Raw genomic sequence first — 26,614 nt, 5'->3', positions numbered from 1 at the left:
CCAGCCTTGCACGAGGCCATTATGACTGAAAATCTGATCGAGCTGCGCCATATCGGCAAGCGGTTTGGCGGCGTGAAGGCGCTCGACGACGTGTCGCTGAGCATTCGCCCGGGAGAAATCCATTGCCTTGCCGGTGAAAACGGTTCCGGTAAATCCACCGTCATCAAAATCATGTCTGGGGTTTACACGCCCGAGGACGGCGAGATTCTGATCGACGGGAAGCCTGTTGGCAAACTCGATCCGGTAAAATCCGTTCACCACGGTATTCAGGTGATCTATCAGGATTTTTCGCTGTTCGGTAACCTGACGGTCGCCGAAAACCTGGCGATCAATACCTTCCTGATGGAAGGCCGCAAGACGGTCGACTGGCGACAGGTTCGTCAGCTGGCTCAAAAGGCTTTGGACCGCCTCGGCGTGAGCATCGATCTTGATGCGGATGTCGAAAGTCTGCCCACGTCTGGCAAGCAGATCGTGGCAATCGCCCGCGCTCTCATGGCCGATGCGCGCCTGATCATCATGGATGAGCCGACGACCGCGCTAACGCGCCACGAGGTCGATGCCCTGTTCAAGATCGTGCGCGATATTCAGGCGCAGGGCATTGCCGTTCTCTTTGTCAGCCACAAGATGCGCGAGATGCTCGAAATCAGCGAGCGCCTGACAGTTTTCCGCAACGGCAAGAAGGTTGCCGAAGGACCGATTGCCGAATTCGACGAGCCGGCAATCACACGCGCGATGACGGGGCAGGAACTGACCGCCCACAGCTACCAGTGGGCTCCTCGGGAGGGCGCCGACATGCCGGTGCTGGAAGTTCGCAATCTCTCGGTTCCGGGTTCGGTGGAAAATGCCGACCTGACGCTGAGGCCGGGCGAAATCGTCGGTATTTCGGGCTTGATCGGTTCGGGTCGCACCGAACTTGCACTGGCGCTGTTTGGCATGCGCCCTGACTTTACAGGTTCAGTGCGCCTTGCAGGCCGCGAGGTTCACCCGAGGACCGTTCAGGAAGGTATTGCCTGCGGTGTCGCCTATGTGCCGGAGGACCGCCTGACCGAGGGCCTGTTCCTGACACAATCGATCGAGCGCAATATCATTGTCACGTCGATTGAGAAATTTGTCCGCGGTCTTTTCATCAATCGCAAAAAGGCCGACGAAACGACCCGCGATATGTTCTCGGCCATGCAGATCGTGGCGCCGGGACCGCACACGCCGGTCAACCATCTGTCCGGCGGCAACGCACAGCGCGTGGTTCTGGCCCGCTGGCTGCTGACGGGCGCCAAAGTGCTGATCCTGAACGGCCCGACCGTTGGTGTCGATGTTGGTTCCAAAGCACAGATTCATAACATCATCCGCAAACTGGCCGAAAAGGAAGGCCTGTCCGTGCTGATGATTTCCGACGATGTCCCGGAACTGGTGCAGAACTGCAATCGCGTGGTGGTTATGCACCGCGGCCGTTTCGTTGACGAATTGTCCGGAGAAGGCATGACCGAAGACGCCGTTAATGACCGGCTCAAGACGCTGAATTGAGGGGCCGCAAAACATGAAATTCTTCAGAAGCACAGAATTTATTATCGCGGGCGTCTTGCTGGCGGCCATGGTCATTATTGGTACTATCAACCCGGCATTCTGGTCGCTGGACAACATTTTCGGGCTGCTGCGTTCCAATGTCGTGATCGGCATTATGGCGCTCGGCGTCCTGCTGGTAATGATTTCCGGCGGTATCGATGTTTCGTTCACGGCCTTTGCCATTGCAGCGATGTATCTGACTGTGCGCGCCATGGTCTATCTCGGCTACGACGGCGTGCTCGTTCCCTTCGTTGCGGCAACGCTGATTGGGCTGGCTCTTGGTGCGTTCAACGGTTTCATTATCCACCGTTTTAGGATGATCCCGCTGATCGTGACGCTTGGAACCGGATCGATCGTGCGCGGTCTGGTTCTAGGCCTCGTCGGCACTAGCATCGTCAACATCAACAAGATGCCAAAGGAACTGATCGGGTTCGGCAAAACCGACGTCATCTCGCTGACGTCGGCCACGGGATCGACTTTCGGCCTGACCGCGATGTTTGTGGTCTATATGGGTCTGGCATTGGTTATCCACCTCGTCCTCACCTACACCATGATCGGGCGCAGTGTTTATGCCTACGGCGGCTCGCCCGAAGCGGCCAAGCGCGTTGGCTTCAATACGGGCGCGACGATCTTCTTTGTCTACTGCGTTGCCGGTGCGCTGGCAGGTTTCTCAGGGCTGCTGCACTCATCGATGATCTGGCTTGCCAACCCGCGTGACTTTGTCGGTCTCGAACTCGACGTGATAGCGGCCGTGGTTCTGGGCGGTGCATCGATCTTTGGCGGACGCGGCACGGTTCTGGGCACCTTGATGGGCGTGTTCATGCTGGTGATGGTCAAAAACTCACTGATCATCATGAAGGTGGACACCACCTGGCAGCGCGTCGTGGTCGGCCTGATCATCATCATCGCCACCGCCATCACCGCATGGCGCGATCGCAAAAGCATAGCGTAACGGGAGAGCGCATCATGAAAAATTCGTTCGAAATGCGCCGGCTTCTCGGCAACGACAACAACATCCTTCAGCTCCTTGTGATCACCGTCATCGTCTTCGCGCTGATGACCTGGATGAACCCCGGCAAGTTCCTGAATTATTACAACTTCGAGTCCATCAGCTATATCATGCCCGAACTGGGGATCCTCTCCATCGCCATGATGATCGCCATGCTGACCGGCGGCATCGATCTTTCCGTGGTGGGCATTGCCAATCTGGCGGGTATCATCGCTGGCGTCTATTTCCATTCCACCATGGTTCAGGCAGGGCAATCCTCTACGTCGGGCATGGTGTTCTACACCGGTCTTGGCATCCTGCTCGCCATGGCAGTCGGCTTGCTTGCCGGTTTGGTCAACGGGCTGCTGGTCGCGAAACTGCGCATTACGCCAATCCTTGCCACGCTTGGCACAGGCCAGGTCTTGATGGGACTGGCACTGGTGATGACCGGCGGGCCGGCAATCGTCGGTTTTCCCGATGCATGGAACTGGATAGGTAACGGTAAAATCTTCGGTATCGCGACTCCGTTCCTGCTGTTCGTCGCCGTGTGCATTATCGTGGCTATCCTGCTGACGCGCTCGACGCTTGGCATCAACCTGATGCTGATCGGGACCAATCCGCGGGCAGCAGTGTTTGCCGGCATCCGCAAAGATCGCATGATGCTGTATTCCTACATGCTGACCGGCGTTCTGGCGTCACTGGCGGGGATCATTCTGTCCGGCCGAACCAACGCAGCGAAATCCGACTACGGTGCGTCCTATCTGTTGCAGGCGGTGCTGATCGCGGTACTCGGCGGCACCAATCCCGCAGGCGGGAAGGGGCGGGTTCTTGGCATCGCCATCGCACTGATCGCCCTCATGCTGCTTTCCTCCGGCTTCCAGATGATGCGGTTCTCCAACCACCTTATCGACTTCATCTGGGGGGCATTCCTCATTCTCGTCATCGCCATCAATGCGTGGCGCAACCCCGGCAGGTGACCCCATGCAGGCGACGGAATTTCATCTCCGCAGGCAGGACTTTGCAGACGTCCCGCATCTTCTGGCCGCAACCGATGGGCTGAAGGTCACCGCCATCCGCTATGCCACCGGCATTGAGGCACTGCGATTGGACAACCGCCACGGCCGGATCGTCATATTGCCTTTCATGGGGCAGATGATCTGGAGCGTCGAGTTCAACGGCGTCGACCTGACCATGGGAAGCCGCTTTTCAATGCCGCGGCCGGCCGGTTCGATCGTGGAGACCTATGGGTGTTTTGCGTTCCACAGCGGCATGCTGCGCAACGGCTGCCCGTCGCCGCAGGACAATCACCCCCTGCATGGCGAAATGCCCTGTGCCGCCATGGACAAGGCCGGTTTCGTCATCGGTTACGATACACGCGGCACTTACGTTCGGGTAACAGGCGAAGTTGAATATGTCATGGGCTTCGGCGCCAATTATCTGGCCCGCCCCAGCGTGACTTTGCACGCTGAAGACACGCTTTTTGACATGGTCATGGATATCCAGAACCTGTCATCAGCGCCCATGGACCTCATGTATATGTGCCATGTAAACTTCGCCTATGCCGAAGGTGCACGCATCGTTCAGCCTGTACCGTATACGCCGGAGCAGGTGAAGGTGCGCACGGCCGTGCCCGGCCACGTGACGCCAAACCCCGATTATCTTTCCCTGTTGGAGACGCTGGCAAAGCGGCCTTCAGCCATGGAAGTGCTTAACGAGCCGCAACGTTACGACCCCGAACAGGTGTTTTACATTAACGGCCTGCCGACGGACGGCGAGGGGCTTACGCATCTGATGATGCAGCGGCGTGAGGGCGATGGCTTTGCCATCTCCTATCCGCTTGCGGCCTTCCCGAAGACGGTGCGCTGGATCCTGGTGAATGGGGATTCGCAAGTTGCCGCATTTGCCCTGCCGTCTACCTGCGAGCCGGAGGGCTATCTAGCGGAGAAGGCCAAGAACAACGTGCAGAGCCTGGCACCGGGCGAACGCAGGGCGTTTCCGGTACGGCTCGGCTATCTCGATTGCGCTGCCGCCGATCAGTTCGGCGCCAGGATCAGCGCCCTTTGAAACAGGATATCCAGGGAATTTCGGCATGAGCAAGAAAATCGGGGTCGTAGGCTCCAACATGGTCGACCTTATCACCTATGTGAACCGTATGCCCGGACCGGGCGAGACGCTTGAGGCTCCCGCCTTCGAAATGGGTTGCGGCGGCAAGGGCGCCAATCAGGCGGTGGCTGCGGCGCGTCTTGGCGCTGACGTCATGATGGTCACCCGGGTCGGTGACGATGTCTTCGGCGACAATACCATTCGCAATCTCGAGAGCTTCGGCGTGGATACGCGTCACGTGGTGAAGGTTGCCGGCAAGTCCAGTGGCGTCGCGCCGATTTTCGTCGAGCAGTCGGGCGAGAATTCGATCCTCATCGTCAAGGGCGCCAATGCCGATCTTCTGCCGGCAGAGGTCGACAAGGCGGCCGCCGATCTGAAACAGTGCGGTCTGATCCTCATGCAGATGGAAGTGCCGGTTGAGACAGTCTATCACACCATCGAACTTGCGGCCCAAAACGGTATCGAGACGATCCTCAATCCTGCGCCCGCCGCTGCCAATCTCGATCCGGAGCGTATTCGCCAGGTAACGTTCCTCGTTCCGAACGAGAGCGAGCTGGCATTACTGTCCGGCTTGCCGACCGAGACCGACGAAGCAATCATCACTGCCGCCCGTTCCCTGATCGCACGCGGTATCCGTATCGTCATCGTGACGCTGGGCGGACGTGGCGCGCGCATGATTACGTCAGATGAGATCGTCAATATCGAGCCCGTCAAGGTAACGCCGAAAGACACCACCGGCGCTGGCGACGCCTTTATTGGCTCCTTTGCCCGCTTTTATGCCGAAACGGGAGAGGTCGTGTCCTCACTGAAGAAGGCATCTCTCTATGCGGCGCATTCCATCACCCGTCCCGGAACACAGAAGGCTTATGCCAGCATCGAAGAGTTCGAGGCATTCTGCCGCGAACATGACCATGCCGCAGCCTGACCAGAAGAATGGACAGAAAATGAGCGAAGCACTCCCCAGAAACAACGGCACGGCTCTCAAACCGGAATGGTTTGAAGATGTATCGGTCAATCGCAGTGCCTCTGAACGGCGGGCAGCAACAATCACCACCCGGCGCTCGGTCAAGAAGGAATATCAGGTTGCCTGGCAGATCAAGGCCATTACCTGCATCGATCTGACAACTCTGTCCGGCGACGACACGCCCGGTCGTGTGCGCCGCTTGTGTGCGAAAGCGCGACGCCCGGTTCGGGACGACATTCTTGAGGCACTCGGCCTTGCTGACGCCGGTATCACAACCGGTGCCGTCTGCGTCTATCCGACCATGGTGCCCCATGCCGTCAAGGCACTGGAAGGCACGACTATTCCGGTCGCATCGGTGGCGACAGGCTTTCCCTCCGGCCTAACTCCGCTACCGCAGCGGCTGGCAGAAATCCGCTATGCCGTCGAGCAGGGCGCTAAGGAAATCGATATCGTCATTACTCGCGAGTTCGTTCTGACGCAGAACTGGCCAGCACTTTATGATGAGATCGCCGCGATGCGTGAAGCCTGTGGCGACGCCCATATGAAGGCTATCCTGGCGACGGGTGATCTCAATACGCTTACCAATGTCTATCGCGCCTCGATGGTGGCGATGCAGGCGGGTTCGGACTTCATCAAGACCTCGACCGGCAAAGAAGAAGTCAACGCCACTCTGCCGGTCAGTCTGACCATGGTGCGTGCGCTGCGCGACTACGGCGAACTGACTGGCCAGATGGTCGGCTTCAAGCCTGCAGGCGGGTTGAAGACAGCGAAGGACGCGTTGTCATGGCTGACGCTGATGAAGGAGGAGCTGGGCAATCGCTGGTTGGAACCGGACCTGTTCCGCATCGGCGCCAGCTCGATGCTTGGCGATATCGAGCGCCAGCTCGAACATTTCGTAACCGGTCGCTATTCCAGCGCTCACCATCACGCTGCCGCATAAGGACTGAAAAAATGCGACCCATCAAGGACATTTTGGAAACCATGGAATATGGACCTTCCCCCGAAGCCAATGGTGATGTGAAACAGTGGCTCGACGCGCATGGACGCTCGTTTGGACATTATATCAACGGCCGGTTCGTTTCTCCGGAGGGCCGCGAGACCATTTCCGTGTCAAACCCCGCAAACGGGGATAAGCTGGCGGAAATCATTCGCGGCAATGAGGAAGACGTCGATCAGGCGGTCAAGGCCGCCCGCACGGCCTTCGCAAAATGGTCGAAGCTGTCGGGTCACGAGCGCGCTCGTTACCTCTATGCCATTGCCCGACATGTACAGAAGCGCGAGCGCTTCCTGTCCGTTCTGGAAACGATGGATAACGGCAAGCCGGTTCGCGAAACACGCGATATCGACATCCCACTCGTCGCCCGCCATTTTTACCATCACGCCGGATGGGCCGAAATGGTGGAAGACGAGTTCCGTGGTTTCTCGCCGGTCGGTGTTTGCGGTCAGGTGATTCCGTGGAATTTCCCTCTGCTGATGTTGGCCTGGAAGATTGCGCCGGCGCTTGCTGCCGGCAATACCGTGGTACTTAAGCCTGCAGACCTGACACCGCTGACCGCTGTCGCCTTTGCGGAAATCTGCCACGAGGTCGGCCTTCCCGCGGGTGTCGTCAACATCGTGCAGGGCGATGGCTCGACAGGCGCTGCAATCTGCGGCCACGACGGCGTCGACAAGGTTGCCTTCACCGGCTCGACCAAGGTCGGTCGCGTTATTCGCGAGCAGATTGCCGGTTCGGGCAAAAAGCTGTCGCTGGAACTGGGCGGCAAGTCACCATTCATCGTTTTCGAGGATGCAGATCTCGATGCGGCGGTTGAAGGTGTTGTTGACGCGATCTGGTTCAATCAGGGCGAAGTCTGCTGCGCCGGTTCCCGCCTGCTGGTGCAGGAAGGTATTGCCGATAAATTTTATGCACGGCTGAAAAAGCGGTTGGAAACCCTGCGGGTCGGCGATCCGCTCGACAAGTCGACCGATGTCGGCGCGATTGTTTCGGCCACGCAGGTGAAACGCATCACGGATCTGGTACGCAAGGGCGTGGAAGAGGGCGGTGAACTCTGGCAGAGTTCCAACCCGTTGCCGGCCACCGGCAATTTCGTCGCTCCCGGCTTCTTCACCGAAGTCGATCAGGCATCGACGGTTTGCCAGGTGGAAATCTTTGGCCCGATCGCTGCGGCGACCACCTTCCGCACGCCGGATGAAGCCGTTTCGCTGGCCAACAATACCCGTTACGGCCTTGCCGCCTCCATCTGGTCGGAAAACATCAATGTCGCGCTTGATCTGGCCGCCCGCGTCAAGGCAGGTGTGGTCTGGATCAACTGCACCAACATGCTCGATGCCGGTGCAGGTTTTGGCGGCTACCGCGAAAGTGGCTTCGGTCGCGAAGGTGCGCGCGAGGGGCTTTACGAATATCTGGTGGCAGACTGGGAAAAGAGCCTGCCGGTCACAAAGCCCGCTGAAGCCTTCACGCCATCTGCATTGCCGAACGCTGACAGCAAGATGGCGATCGATGGCCTTGATCGAACCATGAAGAACTACATCGGCGGCAAACAAGCCCGCCCCGACGGTGGCTACAGTTATTCGGTGACCGGCAAGGGCAACACCGTGATTGGCATGGCCGGAATAGGCAGCCGCAAGGACATCCGCAATGCTGTGGAAGCAGCGTCCAAGGCAGGCAGCTGGAGTTCCGCAACCGCCCATAACCGTGCTCAAGTGCTCTATTATCTTGCAGAGAACCTTGATGCACGGCGTGACGAATTTGTCGCCCGCATCATCGATAGCACCGGTGTCAGCGAAAAGAAGGCAAAGGACGAAGTCGACGCATCTCTGCGCCGTATTTCCTATTATGCCGCCCAGGCAGACAAGTTCGATGGCGCCGTGCACTCCACCAAGTCACGTCACGTCACGCTTGCCATGAACGAGCCCTGGGGCATCGTCGGGATCGTTTGCCCCGATGAGGCACCCCTCCTGTCGTTGGTGTCGCTGGTTCTACCTGCAATCGCCATGGGCAATCGCGTTGTGGTGGTCCCGTCGTCTCGCCATCCATTGATTGCCGGTGATTTCTACCAGGTGCTGGACACGTCGGATATGCCCGGCGGGGTCATCAACATTGTGACCGGCGAAAGCGATCTGCTTGCAAAGACACTCGCCGAGCATGATGACGTTGCGGCTGTCTGGTATTTCGGCTCGACGGAGGGAAGCACGATGGTCGAGCGGGCTTCTGCAGGCAACCTGAAGGCCACCTGGGTCAATAATGGCCGTCAGCCCGATTGGCTAAATCGCACCGAAGCGCAGGGTCGTGATTATCTGCGCAGGGCGATCCAGGTGAAGAACATTTGGGTGCCATACGGAGCCTGACCGGCATTGTGCACGGGCGACAACTGACAAAATGGCTTACGGAGGCCAACGGTCTCCGCAGGTTTTTTGAGTTATACTAATTGCTGCAACCGCATCTTTGCCCTGTTGGTCAACCTGGGAACGTCATTGGCGCAACTTCTGGGTTTCGAGCGGAACGAGGGACTGCGCTTCAGCCACTTGCCGGCTTCCGGCGGATCGGCGATGACGCCAGTGAAAATTGATGTTCCAGCGCCAGTCTGAGCGAGGCTGGCGAGGGGCGGCTGATCAAGTCCCGCCTTGACGACCCCACCGTCGGAAATCACCAGGACACGCGCTCCGAGCTTGGACTTGAGCTTTGAAAGCCTTGCGCTGCAGCCCGTCCCGCAATTATCTGCGGGACGGGCGTGAACGTGAATGTCAACATTGTGCCGACTTTTACTGATGCCATTTGACGAGAGGCTGATAGTGATGCGGCTGACGCATGACGACAAGGTCTTTTCGCCGGACGATGTTCGTCGGATATGGCGTGTCGAGATTGGTGGTATCGACAGCCGCAGCGGCAATACCCTCCTCATCCAGGATCGCCGATTCCTGACGTGGAAAAGCAAAGGAATCCGGCCCGAATACCGCACTCTTGCCCAAATAACCCTTTTCCTGGACCAGCACATTGGCGAAGGCGAAATAGACGTTGTTTTCGCCGCCGCGAACGCGAAGCGCATGCCAGTGGTAGGGATCGGCGCCCTTTGGGATCGGATAGTTGTGCGGGATTTTCGTACCGCCATGGCTACCGGTGAAGGTGCCGGCGATCGCCGAAGGGCAGGCAACAAGATCGCATCCCATGAGTGAAAGCGAACGGATGGCTTCCGGATAAAGCGCGTCGTGGCCAATCGCCAGGCCCACCCGGCCAATGGCAAGGTCGTAGATTTTCCATTCGTCGCCGGCCGTTGCCCAACTGTCGGCGACGCCCAGATGCGTCTTGCGATAGCTGCCCACCAGCCCCTCGGGCCCTGCAAGGACCACGCTGTTATAGATCCTGTCTTCGTCCGCTTCGGCAAATCCGGCGACGATATAAAAGCCGAGCTTCATGGCCAGACGAACGAAGGCGGATACGGTTGGACCAGACAGCGGCTCCGCCCGCGTTTGCGGGGCCTCAAGTCCGGTCAGCGACAATTCCGGGAACACCAGAATGTCCGGCGCCGTTGTCGCCTTAGCCTCGTTTGCGAGCCTTGTTATGTGGGCAATATTGTCTGCAATGACGGAGGTTGGCGCGAACTGGGCAACGGCTGCACGCGATCTGCGTCCGCGCGGGATTGGCTGATAGCCATAGAGGCGGAAGTAATCGCCAGGGTTCCAGGTGAAACTGTTGGTCATCATGTTCATGTAGAGCTCGGGCCGGCGCGTCTTGAAGACCGGTTCGCTTAAGACCTCGCGGCGACGGGCACGGGCAAGATCGACCTTGCCATAGGCAATTCCGTCGCCTGTGTCGATGGATGCGGCAACCGTTCCGTCGGGCTCGATCAGGCAACTTCCCCCGGAAAACTGCACGGTTCTTTCCAGACCCCACCGATTACTTTCAATGACATAGCAGGCATTTTCGAAGGCGCGGTTGATCCAGTAGGGAGCGGGCGCGCGCTCCTGCAGCCAGTTGGAGATGTGGCATATGATGTCGGCACCGGCCAGAGCCTCCAGCCGCGCCGTCTCGAAGAAGTGCAGATCCATGCACACCAGCATTGAAATACGTCCGATCTCCGTTTCGAAGACCTCGTGCACGATGTCGCCATTTGCGGCCCATTTTGGCTCGGCGATATAGGGATGCGACTTGCGGTGCCGACCAACGATGCCATCCGGACCGATCAGAACTGCCGTATTGTAATAGAGATCGCTCGCCGGATCGACTTCCGGCATGCCGACGACGATATAGCAGCGGTGTTTGCGGGCAATCGCCTGGAAAACATCGGTTGTCGGTCCGGGGATCGCCTCGACGAAGGGCTTCACCTCGGCCCTGTCGAACCAGCAATAGCCTGTCGTCCCCATTTCGGGGGTGACGATCAGGCGGGCGCCGGCCTGCGCCGCTTCCTCGCAAAGGGCGCTCAGCCGGCTGATATTGCGCGCCTTTTCGAACATGGTCGGTTCGAACTGGATAGCGGCGGCGGTGTAGCTTTGTGTCGGTGTCATGATTGTTCCCATTGTCTTATGAAAGGATGCGTCTTTTCAAACAGCCATATGCCTATGAACCAGCGCGTCGGAGAGCGCGTCGATGGCGCCGGCCGCGACCACACCTCCCTTCTCCAGCATGGCGAAGTGGTGAGAGGCATGCCGCGCAAATGCAACGTTCTGCTCGACGAGGATGATCGTCATGCCGATCTCGCGATTGAGCCGGATGATGATCTTTTCAATCTCCTCGACGATCGAGGGCTGGATGCCTTCATTGGGTTCATCGAGAAGCAGTACCTTCGGATCCGCGGCCAGTGCGCGGGCGATGGCGAGCTGCTGTTGCTGGCCGCCCGAAAGCACACCGCCGGGCCGATCGAGGTTGGCCATCAGATATGGAAAAAGCTCCGGCACCAGTGCCGGAATTTCGCGTTTGCGATCGGTGCGCGCAAAGGCGCCCATCAGGATGTTCTCGCGGATGGTGAAATCGGGAATGATCTCCCGGCCCTGGGGGACGTAGGCGATCCCGGCCCGTGCCCTCATATGCGTCGAAGATGAGCCTATGTCTTTCCCCTGCAGATGCATCTCGCCCGTCATACGGTCGGTCAGCGCCATCAGGGTTTTCAACAGGGTCGTCTTGCCGGTACCGTTGCGGCCAAGAATGCTGGTTACCTTTCCCGCCGGGATATCAAGCGTGACGCCGTGCAGGATATGGCTGCGGCCGTAGTAGCTGTGTACGTTTTTCAATGTCAGCATCAGGATATTCCTTTCGAACCGAGATAGGCCTCGCGGACCTTCGGATTGCTCTCGATATCCCCGACGCTTCCTTCGGCGAGCACCTCTCCCAGATGCAGAACGGTGATGCGTTCGGCGATTTCACGGACGAACCCCATGTCGTGCTCGACGACGAGGATGGTGTGGCGGCCTTTGAGATTTTTGATGATCTGGGCCGTCTTGCGGGTTTCGGCCTGGGTCATGCCCGCCGTCGGCTCGTCCAGCAGAACAACCTTGGGATCCTGGACGATGAGCATGCCCAGTTCCAGCCATTGCGTCTGGCCATGACTGAGATAAGCCGCAGTCACATTCTCCTCCGCTTCGAGGCCGGTGAGGGCGAGTACCTCATCGACGCGTTTGGCTTCGGCGCGCGAAAATCCAAACCGGAGATTGGCAAACACCGATGGATTGCGGCAATTGGCGACCTCCAGATTCTGCCGCACGGTGAGATCGCGAAAAACGCTGGGGATCTGGAATTTTCGACCGATCCCGGCGCGGGCGATCTTGTGTTCCGGCCAGTTGGTGATGTCTGTGTCGTAGACGAAGACCCTGCCTTTTGTGCTGCGGGTCTTGCCGCTGACCAGGTCCATCAAAGTTGTCTTTCCGGCGCCATTTGCGCCGAGCAACACACGCAACTCGCCATCGCGAACGGTAATGCTGACATTGTTGACGGCTCTGAATCCGCCAAAATCGACGCTGAGACCGTCGATGGTCAATGCGATTGCACTCATATTACAATGCCTCGCTTTGTTGCTGTAACGATGAGGATGCCGGGCCTGGTTTGACACGACGGATAAACTGCCGCAGCACATCGTGCGCGACGCCGCCAAGGCCCCGCGGCATGAACAGGACGACAAGGACGAAGATGAGGCCGATGATCGCTTTCCAGGCCTCGACCAGCGCTTCGGTCTCGCTGACCTCGGCCTCGATCATGTTGATCAGGATCGCGCCGATGCAGGCGCCGAGCAGGGAGGAGCGGCCGCCGACGGCAGCCCAGACGACCATCGTCACCGAGAAAGACAGGTCCATGAAGGTCGGCGAGGCGAACTCCGCGACGACCACATAGAGCATGCCGGCAACGCCGGCGATGCCTGCAGAAATGACAAAGAAGAATACCTGGTAAAGCGAGACGTCGAAGCCAAGATAGCGGGCGCGAAGCTGATCGTCGCGGATCGCCTGTAGGATCATACCTGCACGGGTCTCCACGATGAGACGCGCGCCGATGAGCGTCAGGGACAGGCATGCGGCGCACAGATAATAGGTTGCCCGGCTGTAGGGGTCGAATTCGATGCCGCCGATCGTCAGCCAGCCAAGATCGGTCAGGCCGTTGAAGCCGTTCGTCACCGGTTGCGCATCGACCATGACGAGACGCACAAGCAGAACAAGCGCCAGGGTGATGATCGAGACAAAGACACCGGAAATGCGCTTGCGGAAAACCAGCATGCCGAGTGCCCCGGCGATCACGACGGGAAGCACGATGCCAAGCACGAGACCTACGGACTGGCTCTGAAACGGAAGCCAGAGGAAGGAGCCCTTGTTGATACAGCAAAGTTCCGTCGGCGCGCCGGGCTCGGCATTCCACAGCATGAAATCCGGAACCGGCCTGTCGGAGCCCTGTTGCAGACTGGTCAGGCTCGACAGTTTCAGCGACATGGCGAGCATGTAGGCGCCCAGGCCAAAAAACAGCCCTTGGCCGAGATTGAGAATGCCGGCATATCCCCATGTGAGCGCAATGGCGACGCCGAGCATGCCGTAGACCAGATATTTCGAAATGCGGTTCAGCCAGAATTCGTCACCGAAAACCGGCGCTGCAAAAATCACCGCGATGAAAAGCACATAGGCGGCGATCTGGAATTTTCGTTCGATGCTCATGTTAGCGCCCCTTGAACGAGAATAGCCCGCTGGGCTTGACGAGAATGACGAGGATGACGACCCCGAAGACGACGGCGCGCGCCAGAATGTCGTTCGTTCCAATCGCCACCAGCGCATTGATTTCGCCCAGAAGCCCTGACGACAGAGCCGTGCCGAAAAGGCTGCCGACCCCGCCGGTCACCACGACCATGAAACCGTCAACGACCATCGTCGTGCCCATGTCGGGGAAAACGGTCTTGAAGCCGGACATCATTACGCCGGCGACGCCCGCAAGGCCGGAACCGAAGGCGAAAGTCAGGGCATTGATGCGTTTCACATCGATGCCGCAAGCGGCAGCCATTTTTGGATTACGGATGATGGCGCGCACCTGCATGCCCGCTGTCGTCCGGTAGAGAATGAACCATGTCGCCAGCGTCAACGTGGCCGTCACCGCGATGATGAAGGTGCGATACGCGTTGATGTCGGCGCCGGCGAACCTGAAGGTGCCCTGCAGATACGAAGGCACGGCGACGTTTTGCAGTCCGGCTCCCAGCCCCTCGATATGAATGCCGAAAAAGCTGAGGCCGAATTCGAGCCTTACGGCCTGCTGCAAAAGGATGGCAATGCCCCAGGTGGCAAGAAGCGTGTCGAGCAGGCGGCCGTAAAGCCTGCGCACCACCACCCGCTCGATGACCAGGCCGAGCAGGGCGGTCACGACAAAAGCTAGGGGAATTGCGAACAGAAGGCCTGTTTTCAGCCAGATGCCCGAGAGGACGGCGACGTAGGCACCGATCATGACCATTTCGCCGTGGGCCATGTTGATGACGCCCATGGCGCCGTAGGTGATGGCAAGACCGAGTGCCACCAGAAGAAGGATTGAGCCGAGACTGAGGCCGATAAAGAGAATGTCGAGCATAACGCCACCGTTCGTGAGAAGGGCGGACCAGACTTTGTCCTGCTCCTTGCCTGCCCCGAAATCGGGTTGGCACCGAGCAGAGGAAAAAACGCAGATCCGCCTTGCCGAGACATGGTCCCGCCAGGCATGGCTGGCGGGAGGACGCGGAAAGAGGGGTCAGCCCTTGAGCTTTGCTGCGTCGAGACCGTTGCTGGTGCAGAAAAGATTGCTTTCCGTCTCGCCATAGGCCGAATAGGGCAGCGGCTTGATCGGTGACGGGTAGGCGTTGACGACCTTGCTTTGTCCATCCGGCTGCCATTGGCCGATACGCGGCGTCAGCCAGCAATGCAGGTTGTCGGGGTCGGTGGTCACCTTGCCGCCGGGCGCGTCATAGGTCTGGCCACGAATGCCGGCCCGGATAGCATCGGCGGACAGATCGCCGGATTTCTCCACTGCCTGCTTCCACAGGAATACCTGGAAATAGGCGGCCTCGAGCGAATGGTATGTCACTGCCTTCGGATCGTTGACGAAGGTCCTGAAGCGTTCGATGAAGCTCTTGTTGGCCGGCGTTTCGATCGACATAAAATATGGAAATGACGTGTAGCTGCCCGCCGCATATTCGGCGCCCATGGCGGCGATCTCGATTTCGGAGGTCACTGTCGCGCAGATCGGGATAACCTCCTGCGAGAGGCCCTGGTTCTTGAACTCGCGGTAGAAGGCGATGATCGAGTCGCCAACCACGTTGGAAAGAACCACGTCGGCGCCCGATTCCTTGATCTTGCTGACCATGACAGCCCATTCGGAGTGTCCAAGTTCCAGATATTCGTCCGCCACCCATTCTGCGCCCGCCGCCTCGATCAGTTTCTTGGAAACCTTGGCCATCTCGCGCGGATAGACATAGTTGGAGCCAACGATGAAGAACTTCTTCTTGCCCAGTTTCTCGACAATCCAGGGAATGTAGTTGGAGAGCTGCTGGTTTGGAACGGCGCCGGAATAGACGACGTTGCGCGAGCACTCAAAGCCCTCATAGTGCGTCTGGTAGAACAGCATCGCGCCGCGCCGTTCGAAGATCGGCAGCACGGCCTTGCGGCTGGCAGAGGTGTGGCAGCCGAAGATGGTGGAAATCTTGTCCTTGAGGATCAGTTTCGATGCTTTTTCGCTGAAGGTCTTCGGATCGGAAGCGCCGTCTTCGACGACGACTTCCACCTGGCGGCCAAGAACGCCGCCGGCTGCGTTGATTTCGGCCACGGCCATCATGACACCGTTGGCGAGAAGCTTCTCGGCGACAGAAAGCCCGCCCGTCTGGGAGTAGAGCGCACCGACCTTGATAGCATCGGCTGCAAAGGCCCGGCCGCCCAGCGCCGGCAGGGCGAGTGCGGCGGAAGCTGTGGCTGCGGTTTTCAGAAAGTCACGTCTGTTGAACACCATCTTGGTTCCCCTTTTTTTGATTGGCGCACGCGACGGCACTGCCCCCGCTCTACGGCGAGGCTTTCATGCCGAAAAAATACTGGAAGGCCGACTTCACTGTCAGCAGATAACAAAAAACCCGCGAGGCTTTTCACAGCCTGCGGGCACCCTTGCCATCATCGCATCACGGCTGCGCCGCGTGCAACAGCGGCACATGGCTTCGCGAAACGAAGGGATGTGCCGGAGGTGTTCATCTGGAACACATCAAAAACTAATCATGTTTTTGGGAAGGGCGCAAGAGCTGTTCGGCGTTGATAATCGAATTGGCGATTTCATCGATTGGGACCCGCCGAGCCATCGCTTGCTCGCGCATTTCACGATACGCCTCATTCTCGCTCGTGCCGCGATTGGCCATGAGAATGGCCTTTGCCCGGGCAAGCTTCTGGTCTCCCAAGACCTTGCGCTTATATTTACGGGCTTCCTTGACGAGCCTTTGGCGCTCAAGCCAGAGACTGCGCGCTATGGCGAGATTTGTCAGCAGGCCGAACGGTTTGATCGGTCTCTCGACAATGGCAAGCGCGCCGCTTTCCAGAACGATCTGCAATGTGGAGGGATTTTCGTAACCGACGATGGCGAGCATGGTCGGAGCGGGATTGGGGAGGCACTTCAGCAGGCGTTCGATTTCCGGTCGCGCCTCGTCTTCCATGGCAAGAAAGACGACATCCGTGCCGTGTGGCAACTCGGCAGGGACCGGCCAGAGGCAACTGACCGTACAACCGATACGGCGCAGGTGATCAACGAGAAACTCTCCTTCGGATGTCCGGGGATGAATCACCAGAACCTTGAGGTCCCGCAAATCTCTGAGAAGGGCGAAAGACATCGTCGCTCCTTCTCAGACCTGAACACGATGTGGGAACGGCTGCGTCAGATCCGGGCGATATTCTCGCATGAAGGGATCTGGCGCCACGCGCAGCGACGGGTCATGGACGATGTCATAGCTGCCTTGCGCATTTACTTTTGCAACCCTTGGCCACAGATGGGTGTGGTTCGTCAGCCGGTCTATCTTCACAGCGCCCTGCGGAGCGTCGTACTCGACCTCGTAAAGGGCTGGAAGAAGCTGCTCCAGCCCGTCGCCACCGGCCCGCTGCAAAGCTCCCGCATAGAGATAGACCTGGAAATAGGCCGCTTCGGCCGGCGCGGTCGGCAGCATCTGCTGGCCGTATCGCTGTTGGTAAGCCAAGACGAAGGCACGCGCGCGAGGCGTATCCAGGGAGGCGAAAAACGGGGCCGCGGTGATATGCCCCTCGGCCACTTCCGGCCGCATCCGGATCACGTCGGCCTCGCTTGTCGACTGACTGGCGATTGGCATCGTCGCTGAATCAAAACCCGCCTCTTTGAACGCCGTGTAGAAGGGAATGATACCGTCGCCGACGATTGTCGAATAGATGACATCCGGCCGTGCCGCGCGAATATGCCGGATGATTTTGGCGACATCTTCGGGTTTTAGGTTGAGAGGAACATATATTTCGTCCAGCACCTGACCGCCCAGCTGAAGAAAGAGATCGCTGATCGTCCGGTTGGATTCGTAAGGGTAGACGTAGTTCGAACCCACAAGGAAAACCCGCTTTCCATAATGCTTGGTGAGGAAGTCGACCAGCTGCACGGAGTTTTGGTTGGGTGCGGCCCCGGTGTAGATGCAGTGCCGAGAGTATTCAAACCCCTCATACAGTGTCGGATAGAATAGCAGGGCATCTCGAGCTTCGATGACGGGCAGTACGGCTTTGCGGGTGCTAGACATATGGCAACCGAAAACGACCCGGACCCGATCCTCGTCGCAAAGCTTGACCGCAAGTTCCTTATAGAGATTGGGCGTCGATTTAGGGTCATAGGCGACAGGCTCGATCATCCGGCCAAGGACGCCGCCAGCCGCATTGATTTCGTCAATCGCCAGCAAGGTCGCGAACCTCTGGGTTTTTTCGACGGCTCCGGTCACACCCGTCTCGGAGAACAGCACACCGACCCGCCAGCTTTCTGAATGCATCATCGCCCACCAAAAAATAAAAAAGCTCCCGCCCGTTTCCGGTCGAGAGCTACCCTGCTCATGGAATATCAGCGGCCCGTTGAAGCCTGCAAAACGATGATGTCAGTTTCCGTGTCCCGTGGCAACATAGAGGAGAGCTGAAAACACTCGCAAATCTAAAATCATGGGATCAAAATTCTTCCGCGTGTTCGCCTGAGCATCGAGAATACGCACACACCCTCTTTGCTCCACCGAGCGATGTCTAACTACCCTTCATCCGCGCGGCGCTATTCGGTAGCCTGGATGGAACGCGATATGGACATCGGTTCCACCGCCAAGTCGGCTTCGACAGCGGCGGCCAACATCACATTGCTGAGCTGTAACCGGAGGCAATTTATGTCTCAGCTGGATCTTCGATCGCCTTCGCAAGGCGTTCAAGTTCGACGGAGTAGCAAAAAAAACTGAACAGTACCAACAGGATCAAAGCCCCCTGCAGAACCGTGTGACCAAGCGGAGGCAGCGTGTTGGATTCCGGCAAGTGTCGAAAGAAGATCGTTGAGAACAGGACGCCTCCGAACAGGAAGGCCAGGCGTGCGGCAAACGATAAGAGGTGAGATACGAATATGGAGTGGAACGGTGCGCGGACCTCGACCCAACGCATTCTTGTCCAGTAGCTTGCCTGTAAAAGCAGCGCAACCGCAAGGATTGTGAGCAATGTCGACACGGGCACTTGTTGGCGTTCGCCAAGATGGGTGACGACGGCGTAAAAGATCGGGAAGATAACCCGGAGCAGGAATGCGACCGCCAGGGACTGGAGCACGATGAGTGATCCGTAAGCGAGAGCATTTTTCCTTCGATCAGTCATCATGCGCATTCCCTTCGAGCCGCCTGGAGAGGCTGCGCCCTATGGGTCAATGGCCCACCGCCGGCGCAATGATCCCTAGACGCCCTAGCCCACTGACAATCAGCTGGACTGCGACAGCGGTCAGCAAAATCCCGAACACGACCTCTGAGACGACCATGCTCGCTGGCTTCATGTGTTTGGACAGCTTGTCGGTATTGGTAAAAACGACATAGTCGAAAGCAGCGACAATCAGGATCAGAACAGCGACAACTACCGCGCTGGCGACTGAGACAACTTCGCCAGACGCCAGGATTATGACGGTTATGCCGACGGGGTTGAGCAAATAGGGAACCGCAAGCGGGAACACTGCGAGTTTGTCCGGATCGATCGGATCGGCAAGCTCGTCATGCGGCTTTTCCGTCGGTCCGGATGCCATCTTGATCGCTATGAGCGCAAGGATGATGCCACCTGCCACAGCGACGGCGCCGCCGGTTATGTGGAGAAGTCGCATCAGAAGCGCGCCGGTCGCAAAGAGGATCAGTGCTGTGACGAGTGCTGTCAGTACCATCTGGCGGCCGATGCGCACTTTGGTCGCGGTGTCGAAACTATGGGTTTTCTCAAGAAACGGCACGAGGGCAATTTTTGGACCCATGCCGATCAAAAGCAAAAGAAGAAGCTTTCCGACAAGCGTGGCGTCGATGGTGTTGAAGTCCATGGAAGATCCCCTTCGTTGATGATCTGCGCGTGCGCGAGCAGCATGATTGTCCCAGCCAAGCAGTTTCAGTGCGGGCAAACGTCCCAGAAGCCGGTCGTTTTGGCCGGAGACGTGTAATACCAGCACTGGCCGGGCTGCGGCGGTGTACCAGCCAGTGCGACAGCTGCTGCACCGGTGACGACGCCAATGGCTGCGCCTGCAGCTATCGCGGCGCCCGGCCGCCAGTAGCGGCGGGGAGCAACAACGACAACGCCGCGCCGCGCTGGCCGGTAGGCCGGGGCCGCAGGCCGATGGGCAGGGCGATATGCGGGTGCATGACGACGTCCGGCAGCAGCGCAACCGCGCGGTCCGCACGCCGCCACACCGCAGCCTCGGGGGCCGCAGGCTGCAGCCCCACGACGGGCTTCAGCGGTCGAGGGTAAAAGAACCGGTATGCTGATCAGCATCAGCACGGCGATCAGGCTGAGTAGGTGTGATACGATTTTTGAGGTTTTCATTTCATATCCTCCTTGTGATCTTTGATGGCGTTTCGCCTGGTTCACTTCGTGATCAAGCTGGCCCGGGCACGGTCACGGCGTTGTGTTTTGCCAGCGCCTGTTGGGCAGCGGCAGCAAGACCCTCTTCCTTTCCGCCTGCGACTTGCACGGTCGGAACGGCGATCTTGATGCCTTGGGCGTTGAATGCTTCCCGCAGCATTGCATAAGCTCTGCGACGGATGGCCGATTGCAGTTGGGTAGGTTTCAACGTCATCCCAAAGCTCAATTTTATTCCAATGTCTGTGATCTCTTCGACGCCTTTCATTTTGAGATTCTCAATAATGAACGGCTGGAATTCGGGGTCATCGTACAGGGCTTTGCCCACGGCTTTGGTGATTGCCTTGACCTGGGCGACGTCGGATTCGTAGGACACGGACAGCAGGAATTTGACCACTGACCAGTCGCGGCTCATGTTCTGGACGGCACCCAGTTCACTGAATGGGACGATGAATATCGGGCCCCTGTGGTGCCTAAGCTTGACCGAGCGGAGACTGAACGCCTCGACGGTTCCTTTGTAACTGCCGCTCTGAATGTATTCACCAATCCGGAATGCATCGTCGAGTAGATAGAACATGCCGCTGATGATGTCCTTGACGACGGTCTGCGCACCAAAGCCAATGGCGACGCCTACGACGCCAGCACCGGCGATCAATGGTCCGATCTCGATTCCGAGTGAAGACAGGGCCATCATGATCGCAATCGCTGCAAAAAGGATCATGACGAAGTTGCGCAGGATCGGTAGAAGAGTTCTCAAACGGGTACGCCGCCGCTCCCGCTCGCTTCCAATCTCAAGCGCGGCTTCCGTGTCTCCCATTTTCCGATCGATCAGCACTTTAACGACATTCCATGCCAGATCGACGACGAGGAGAATGATGCCGGCGCTTAGCACTCCACGTAAGAGCCGTAGCGCGGGTGAATCCTGCATCGTCATCTCGGTCAGTCGAACGTCCATGACATCGGCGAGGAAGAGGATGGCTGCAACGATCAGGGCTGCCCTTATCCCACGCTCGACGACAACCGAAACCACTGTGACACGTTTATGACCATCCTCTTCAGCGCCGGAGCGGCGCAGAATGTTGTTTATCGATGCTTTGGTAAGAACGATCGCGCCTGGCAATGCGGCGCAGACGACCATAATCCAGAAAAGCGTCGTCGCGCCCGCCACCCAGAGCAACCAGATACCGGTTAAATAGGCAGTCCAAAGCCAGTTGCGACCATTCAATCCAATCCGGCTGCCCTGTAACGTGGAGGAATGAGGCGGGCGTCGCCATATGGCCTCGATAGCAATGCCGAGAAGAATGAAACCCAGGAAGTAGGCCGCGAGCTGCCGCGCCGGGATCGATAGGCCAAGCGTACCGAGAAGCCGAATGGTCACCCAGCCAAAGGCGTACCAACCCACGAGATAGCTCAGTCGTTTTGCCCAGTGACCTGCCGTCTCGTCAGAGATCGGAACCACGCGGAAATGGCCTCTCTCGTTCGAGCGTGGCGCCAAAAACACATCCAGTACTGCGCTGGCGAGGCGGTAAATGACGACAGCGAACAGGAAGCCGACGACGATTTCCCTGACGATCGGTGGCCACTCAAAAAGCAGGAAGAAACCGATGCTGCCCAGCCCGAACGACAGCACGTAAAAAGCCGCCCAGAGCAGCCGGGCGGTTATGGCAATAATCCTGTGCCAAACGGTCGTGAACGAGGCTTCCGCCATCCATGACCGCCAGCCAGCACTGATCCACCAAAATACCCATTGAGCGGCAAGTCCGGCGACAACAAACGCGACCACCAGCACGATAGGCCGGGTCCCGCCAATCGTCTTGATGTCCTGCTCAAGTAAAGCGGCGCCACGCATTGCTTCGGACGGAAAAGAATGTGCAGCGTCGACCATTGCGGCGGCATGGGCGCGGAAACGCATTGTCGATGCGGCAAACGAGGGACCCGCCTCTGCGCTGGTCGAAGGCGGCGCTTCAGGATTCGCTCCACGAGCGACGTGCTGCAACCATTTCTGAACATCGGGATCCGACATTAGGGTGATGAAGTGCTGGACATTGGGTGGTTGTTCCGCCGGAGCGGGCGCGTCAGGCATTTGCGCTGCTACGGCTGAGATGCCAACGAAAAGGATGAGCATCGCCGCAATAGACGTGCGAGATATTTTCATCAGCAAAAATTTCAGGCGCATTACCATTGTCTGTCCCTGTTGTGGTACCTCGGCGCCCTTCCGAAGGACGCTCGACCCGCTAGTGATGACATGCTTCAGTCGAAGTGTTCGGTGTGTTGCAGTGCGATGATTTCCGTGTCGTGCCACCTGAACCAAGAAGGGACTGAACGCCCCCGGCATAATTGTCTCTGGTGTCGGCATCGACGACGGCAACCGGAGCGGCAAGGATCAGCCCTGCGGTACTGCCCACTGCCGCTGCCGTGCCGGTTGTTGCTGCAAGGATCGTATCTCCAAGGCCAATCTTGCTGTCCGTCAAAGTCTGTCCATCAGAAATCCGGGCTCCAATCAGCCGGACGATCTCTGGCGACTCCGCGAACTTCCCGTGGTTGAGGCTGTCCCCGGTTTTGATCATGGTGAGGTCGATTACCGAGATCTGGCTTTCGGCCAATTCACTCTTGTAGGGAGGCTGCTCAGGGTCGATAGCGCCAAGCCTCGCGACGTTGCCCCACACTCGGCGGGACACGGCCAATGCCCGATCATCCCGGGAGACAAATAAAGTGAATTTCGGATGCTTTTTGCCCATGTCGGCGATCTGTTGCCGGAAGACGTCGACGTCGACGTCGGGAGATGCGAGCATCACATTCTTGAACTTGGCCGGAAGGCTTCCATTGCGAATGGCCATTTGACGAAGCGCCTCGAGCGCGAGCCAGTTACCCATGGAATGAGCAAGGATCGAAACTTCCTTCACCTGCTTATCCCTGGCCAGATATTGAAAAAGCAACTCCAGGGCATTGCGCGTATAGTTGGTGCTCTCGCGGTCGTAGCCGTACGCAAGTAGGCTTCCGCGCGACGGCCAGGTGACCAGTACGGGAGCGCTCGCTACGCCGGAATCCTGGACGATTTGGGCAAAGCGATAGACCGAGTCTTCAAATCGATTGTTGAAGCCGTGAATGAAGACCAGCACGCTGCCGTCACGGCTCTTTCTGACGGAAGCGCTCAGCCATTTCCGGGCATCGTCGCGGCTGATTTCCTGTGCCTTTAACGTCGCAAAATCAGTGGCTGGATTGGGAGGAATCCTTTTCGGCCAGGCAACATTACCAATCTTGCGGACATTTCCCGGAGGGATGGACACGGTGATCTCCGCGAAGGCCGCATCCCTTGCGCGTTCACCCGTAAACATCTCGCCTTTGTTCGCGGAGCGACTACGCGTTGTTGTGATCAGCATGTCCACCTTGGTGGATGTGGGGGCGCTATCGGCAACAGGGACAAGAACGTTTTTCGCGTGGCCGCCGCAACCAACGAGAGCTGCGAACATCACACAAAAAGGGAGCCTTCCCATTCGATATGGAAAGCGTCCGTTACGGAGGTCCCTTGTATCGTTGCCGTTCACCAGATCGCCCGCCGCCATTTGTCACAGCTTTGTCCTCGCCACGTCGGCGCACAAAAAACCTATGCGAATGACGGGCTGTTTTCCCGTAACATCGGGTATGTTACGGGCATCCGGCGGACGATGCCGTCATCTGAATGCGTGAAAGTGTGGAAGTTGCCAGAGACAATCACACGCGGCCCCGTAACCGTCGTCTTTCTCGCCCGCTCGCTAGCGTGGTAAAACATGCGAGGCCTTGACGGTGCTGCAATCCGACCCCGGTAAGCTGACCGCACCAGCGTATATTACGGTAACATACTGCACGAGCCGCGCTTCATCAAAGAATATGCCATCGAGACATTCGGCGTCGCCGTGACGCTGTGACGGTGGGAGAGGACAATGGATGAAAGTGTGGCTGCGGTCAGGCTGCGGTTTCCCACAAGAGTTCAGGCCATCAACGAGCTTGCGTCGCGGGACGTCATATTCTGTGAAATCTGCCAGGATTTTGCCGAAGCCCAGACGGAGTTGGCAAGATGGGAGGCGGCTTCTTCCGATCCAGTCCGAGATGACCGTGTGGCCGAATACAGGGAATTGTTGGCGGCCCTTGGCAGAGAGATTGAAGATGCTCTCGCCCGAGCCACCGTTGTCTCTCTTCATCGCTCACCTGGTCCGCGCCCGGTGTAATTCCGCCGGATGGGCAGTTAACTTCGAAGGAACGAGATCGTGGCTTCCGAGATATCACACGAGCCTGTAACTACCCCGCCACCCCGCAATCCCCTGCGGAGGATCGCTTTCGCTGTCGTTTGTCTGGCGCTGGTCCTGTTCGTGCTGTCAATCTTCATGGAGCGGCGGACACCATCAACATCTCAAGCGCAGGTCCAGGCGTATGTCGTTGGTATAGCGCCTGAAGTCACAGGTCGCGTCGTGGAAGTGGGCGTTAACGACAATACGCGGGTGGAGGCCGACCAGATCCTGTTCCGAATTGATCCCCAGCGCTACCAACTCGCCGTGAACGAGGCGGAGGCCGGTCTGGCCAGTGTCGGCCAGTCAATCGGCGCATCGACCGCTGCGGTGGATGCCGCCCAAGCAAAGCTTGTCCAGATCCGTGCCGACAGGGACAACCTTCGCGACCAATATGCCAGGGCCTCCGAACTCCTCAAAAACGGCGTGTTTTCAAAAGCCCGTTTCGACGCTGCCAAATCTGCCTTCGATCAGGCAGAGGCCTCGGTTTCCGGTGCGCAGGCTGATCTCACCAAGGCCCGCGAGCAGCTCGGCCCTTCCGGAAACGACAATCCGCAACTGCGCGCAGCTCTTGCGGGATTGGAGAAGGCCAGGCTGGACCTGATGCATACCACAGTGCGGGCGCCTTCGTCCGGGGTCGTGACAAACCTTCAGCTCACCAGTGGCAAGGTCTTGCCAGCCGGCCAACCGGCCATGACCTTTATCGATGTGGGCACCATCTGGATCAATGCCGCGTTCAAGGAGAACAGCCTCGAAAATGTCGTCGTCGGCAACAGGGCGGAAATCCTTTTTGATGCCCTTCCAGGCCGACTGTTCCCTGCCACGGTAGAAAGCGTCGGCTTCGGTGTCTCGCAAGGGAGCACGGATCCGAGCACCGGGTTGCCAACCATGCGCAGTGACAGCGGCTGGGTCAAGGAAGCGCAGCGGTTTCCGGTCCGTCTCAATATCGATGAAGCTCAAAGACCCAAGGGCGGCGTGCGCTACGGTTCGCAGGCGACCGTCATCATCTATACCGGTAACAATCCGGTCACCAATGCTTGGGGATCACTCTGGATCCGTATCATGTCGGTGCTCACCTATGTCAACTGACAGCACCGCCGCCCAGCAGAAACGAAAGGGATTGCGGGTCGCTCTTGCGGTTTCGATCGGCTTTGTGCTGGCGGTGTATTGGGGGGCCTTTGTTCCGTTCCTCGGGCCGCTTTTCGCCGCGCAATTTCTGCTGGGAAGCTCTCGACCGATGCCGCTTGCCAAGACACTTGGCGCGGCGCTCGTCATTCTGGTCGCGGGAATGGCGATGATGATCTTGACCAGCAGCCTCGGCAATCGTCCTGTTCCCTTTCTCCTGCTTCTGGGGCTAACCTATTTCCTGTGTTTTGCCTTACAGGCGTCGGGAAAGGGCGGGCCTGCGGTCTTTCTGGTGTTGGTGGTCGCGATCATCGTTCCGCTGCTCGGTATTTTGAACGATGAGTTGGCCAATTCCATCCTCTCGATTCTTGTTGGTGGCGTGTTGTCGGGCACGCTTTTGATGTGGCTCGCCCATGCGATCTTTCCCGAACCGGTATTTCTGGACGGAAGTGCCGCGCCATCCTTCGACCAGCCGCCGGCTCTGCTGAGAGCATTGGCCAATACGCTGATCCTGCTGGCATCTGTCGTGATCTGCCTGACGAGCGACAATCTGACGGCCGCGGCGGTCATTCCGATCACCGTTGCATCCTTACTCGGCCAGCTCGACGTCGCCGCAAGCACGCGGGCAGCTGTTGGGCTTATAATGGTCAATCTATTCGGCGGCGTCCTCGCATCTTTAGCTTATGCGATCCTCACGCTTCGCCCCAACCTGTTCTCGATCTTTCTGATTGTCCTTGTCGTTGCCCTCTTTCTGGGAGGTCGGGCAGCAGCTCGTACCAGGGAGGCGCCGATGTTTGCCGGTGCACTGACGATTTTCCTTATCCTGTTCGGGCTCGGTGTGTCGCCCCTGCCTGGCAGTGCTGCGGAAAGCTTCGCCACCCGCATTGTCTATATCGCGTTAGCTTTGACCTACACTCTGTTGCTCGCCACCATTCTGTGGCCCAGAAGGCCGCACCTGAGAAGGATAAACCCATGAAAACGCAGCTCGTCTGATTTCTACAGCGGTGCGTGGATCTGGAAGTATCCGCGTAAGATGTGGGCGTTCGAAAAAGGCCTGAAGGAAAGAGATATTGGCGTCACCTTTCCTACCTGCCC

General features: G+C 58.3%; 22 protein-coding genes. 9 read left to right on the top strand and 13 right to left on the bottom strand.

The genetic code is table 11. The annotated features are described in order from the left end of the window. Nucleotides 1–21 precede the first annotated feature (21 nt). Genes AB4Z23_RS20405 through AB4Z23_RS20375 form a run of 7 tightly spaced genes read left to right on the top strand, consistent with a single transcriptional unit; the run spans nt 22 to nt 8,963 of the window. Nucleotides 22–1,521 (top strand): sugar ABC transporter ATP-binding protein, encoded by a 1,500-nt coding sequence (locus tag AB4Z23_RS20405; protein WP_003517010.1) that lies wholly within the window; start codon nt 22–24, stop codon nt 1,519–1,521. A gap of 13 nt (nt 1,522–1,534) precedes the next feature. Continuing rightward, complete coding sequence (locus AB4Z23_RS20400) at nt 1,535–2,512, top strand: ABC transporter permease (RefSeq protein WP_065660547.1); 978 nt, start codon at nt 1,535–1,537, stop codon at nt 2,510–2,512. A gap of 14 nt (nt 2,513–2,526) precedes the next feature. Beyond that, nucleotides 2,527–3,525, top strand: coding sequence for an ABC transporter permease (locus tag AB4Z23_RS20395; RefSeq protein WP_441360693.1), 999 nt, complete (start codon nt 2,527–2,529; stop codon nt 3,523–3,525). Between the two features lie 4 nt (nt 3,526–3,529). After that, on the top strand, nt 3,530–4,612 hold the full coding sequence (locus AB4Z23_RS20390) for an aldose 1-epimerase family protein (protein ID WP_441360692.1): 1,083 nt from the start codon (nt 3,530–3,532) through the stop codon (nt 4,610–4,612). 25 nt (nt 4,613–4,637) lie between these two features. Then, a complete protein-coding gene (gene rbsK / locus AB4Z23_RS20385; protein WP_065660544.1) occupies nt 4,638–5,576 on the top strand; it encodes a ribokinase in 939 nt (312 codons plus the stop codon). Nucleotides 5,577–5,595: 19 nt separating this feature from the next. After that, complete coding sequence (deoC, locus tag AB4Z23_RS20380; protein ID WP_113473768.1) at nt 5,596–6,555, top strand: deoxyribose-phosphate aldolase; 960 nt, start codon at nt 5,596–5,598, stop codon at nt 6,553–6,555. Between the two features lie 11 nt (nt 6,556–6,566). Further along, nucleotides 6,567–8,963 carry an aldehyde dehydrogenase family protein gene (locus tag AB4Z23_RS20375; protein ID WP_065660543.1) on the top strand — a complete coding sequence of 799 codons (2,397 nt, stop codon included), beginning with the start codon at nt 6,567–6,569 and terminating at the stop codon, nt 8,961–8,963. A 414-nt stretch (nt 8,964–9,377) separates the two neighbouring features. Here the strand turns inward: AB4Z23_RS20375 and AB4Z23_RS20370 are convergent, their stop codons facing one another. From AB4Z23_RS20370 to AB4Z23_RS20310, 13 genes are all read right to left on the bottom strand, one after another. Continuing rightward, on the bottom strand, nt 9,378–11,129 hold the full coding sequence (locus AB4Z23_RS20370) for a nitrilase-related carbon-nitrogen hydrolase (protein WP_162706807.1): 1,752 nt from the start codon (nt 11,127–11,129) through the stop codon (nt 9,378–9,380). 24 nt (nt 11,130–11,153) lie between these two features. After that, nucleotides 11,154–11,849: an urea ABC transporter ATP-binding subunit UrtE gene (urtE, locus tag AB4Z23_RS20365; RefSeq protein ID WP_003516996.1), complete on the bottom strand. Its 696-nt coding sequence runs from the start codon at nt 11,847–11,849 to the stop codon at nt 11,154–11,156. Continuing rightward, nucleotides 11,849–12,598, bottom strand: a complete 750-nt coding sequence (gene urtD, locus AB4Z23_RS20360; RefSeq protein WP_065687647.1) for an urea ABC transporter ATP-binding protein UrtD — start codon at nt 12,596–12,598, stop codon at nt 11,849–11,851. Before urtD ends, urtE begins: the two co-directional genes overlap by 1 nt. Nucleotide 12,599: 1 nt before the next feature. Then, complete coding sequence (urtC, locus tag AB4Z23_RS20355; protein ID WP_013637551.1) at nt 12,600–13,739, bottom strand: urea ABC transporter permease subunit UrtC; 1,140 nt, start codon at nt 13,737–13,739, stop codon at nt 12,600–12,602. Between the two features lies 1 nt (nt 13,740). Continuing rightward, nucleotides 13,741–14,634, bottom strand: a complete 894-nt coding sequence (urtB, locus tag AB4Z23_RS20350; protein ID WP_013637552.1) for an urea ABC transporter permease subunit UrtB — start codon at nt 14,632–14,634, stop codon at nt 13,741–13,743. Nucleotides 14,635–14,790: 156 nt separating this feature from the next. Continuing rightward, nucleotides 14,791–16,041, bottom strand: coding sequence for a transporter substrate-binding domain-containing protein (locus tag AB4Z23_RS20345; protein ID WP_013637553.1), 1,251 nt, complete (start codon nt 16,039–16,041; stop codon nt 14,791–14,793). 250 nt (nt 16,042–16,291) lie between these two features. Beyond that, nucleotides 16,292–16,900, bottom strand: coding sequence for an ANTAR domain-containing response regulator (locus AB4Z23_RS20340; RefSeq protein WP_003516987.1), 609 nt, complete (start codon nt 16,898–16,900; stop codon nt 16,292–16,294). A 12-nt stretch (nt 16,901–16,912) separates the two neighbouring features. Then, nucleotides 16,913–18,064, bottom strand: a complete 1,152-nt coding sequence (locus AB4Z23_RS20335; protein WP_013637554.1) for a transporter substrate-binding domain-containing protein — start codon at nt 18,062–18,064, stop codon at nt 16,913–16,915. 370 nt (nt 18,065–18,434) lie between these two features. Continuing rightward, the gene (locus tag AB4Z23_RS20330; RefSeq protein ID WP_236742473.1) at nt 18,435–18,914 is read right to left on the bottom strand and encodes a hypothetical protein; all 480 of its coding nucleotides are present in this window, start codon (nt 18,912–18,914) and stop codon (nt 18,435–18,437) included. Nucleotides 18,915–18,951: 37 nt separating this feature from the next. Then, the gene (locus AB4Z23_RS20325) at nt 18,952–19,599 is read right to left on the bottom strand and encodes a MarC family protein (protein ID WP_003516981.1); all 648 of its coding nucleotides are present in this window, start codon (nt 19,597–19,599) and stop codon (nt 18,952–18,954) included. Between the two features lie 65 nt (nt 19,600–19,664). Further along, nucleotides 19,665–20,096: a hypothetical protein gene (locus AB4Z23_RS20320; RefSeq protein WP_013637556.1), complete on the bottom strand. Its 432-nt coding sequence runs from the start codon at nt 20,094–20,096 to the stop codon at nt 19,665–19,667. 52 nt (nt 20,097–20,148) lie between these two features. Beyond that, the gene (locus AB4Z23_RS20315; RefSeq protein WP_112949072.1) at nt 20,149–22,314 is read right to left on the bottom strand and encodes a mechanosensitive ion channel family protein; all 2,166 of its coding nucleotides are present in this window, start codon (nt 22,312–22,314) and stop codon (nt 20,149–20,151) included. 52 nt (nt 22,315–22,366) lie between these two features. Then, nucleotides 22,367–23,626, bottom strand: coding sequence for an alpha/beta hydrolase (locus tag AB4Z23_RS20310; RefSeq protein WP_441360745.1), 1,260 nt, complete (start codon nt 23,624–23,626; stop codon nt 22,367–22,369). A 750-nt stretch (nt 23,627–24,376) separates the two neighbouring features. On the opposite strand from AB4Z23_RS20310, the gene AB4Z23_RS20305 reads away from it, so the two are divergent. Further along, entirely contained in the window at nt 24,377–25,483 is a 1,107-nt protein-coding gene (locus AB4Z23_RS20305; RefSeq protein ID WP_035252442.1) for an HlyD family secretion protein, read from the top strand. Next, entirely contained in the window at nt 25,473–26,495 is a 1,023-nt protein-coding gene (locus AB4Z23_RS20300; RefSeq protein ID WP_113292225.1) for a DUF2955 domain-containing protein, read from the top strand. Before AB4Z23_RS20305 ends, AB4Z23_RS20300 begins: the two co-directional genes overlap by 11 nt. Nucleotides 26,496–26,614 lie beyond the last annotated feature (119 nt).

This window comes from Agrobacterium sp. MCAB5 (assembly GCF_052114365.1).
GTDB classification, from domain to species: Bacteria; Pseudomonadota; Alphaproteobacteria; order Rhizobiales; family Rhizobiaceae; genus Agrobacterium; species Agrobacterium tumefaciens.
Note: the sequence above shows the minus strand (reverse complement) of the source record. Positions and strands in the feature narration are given on the sequence as shown.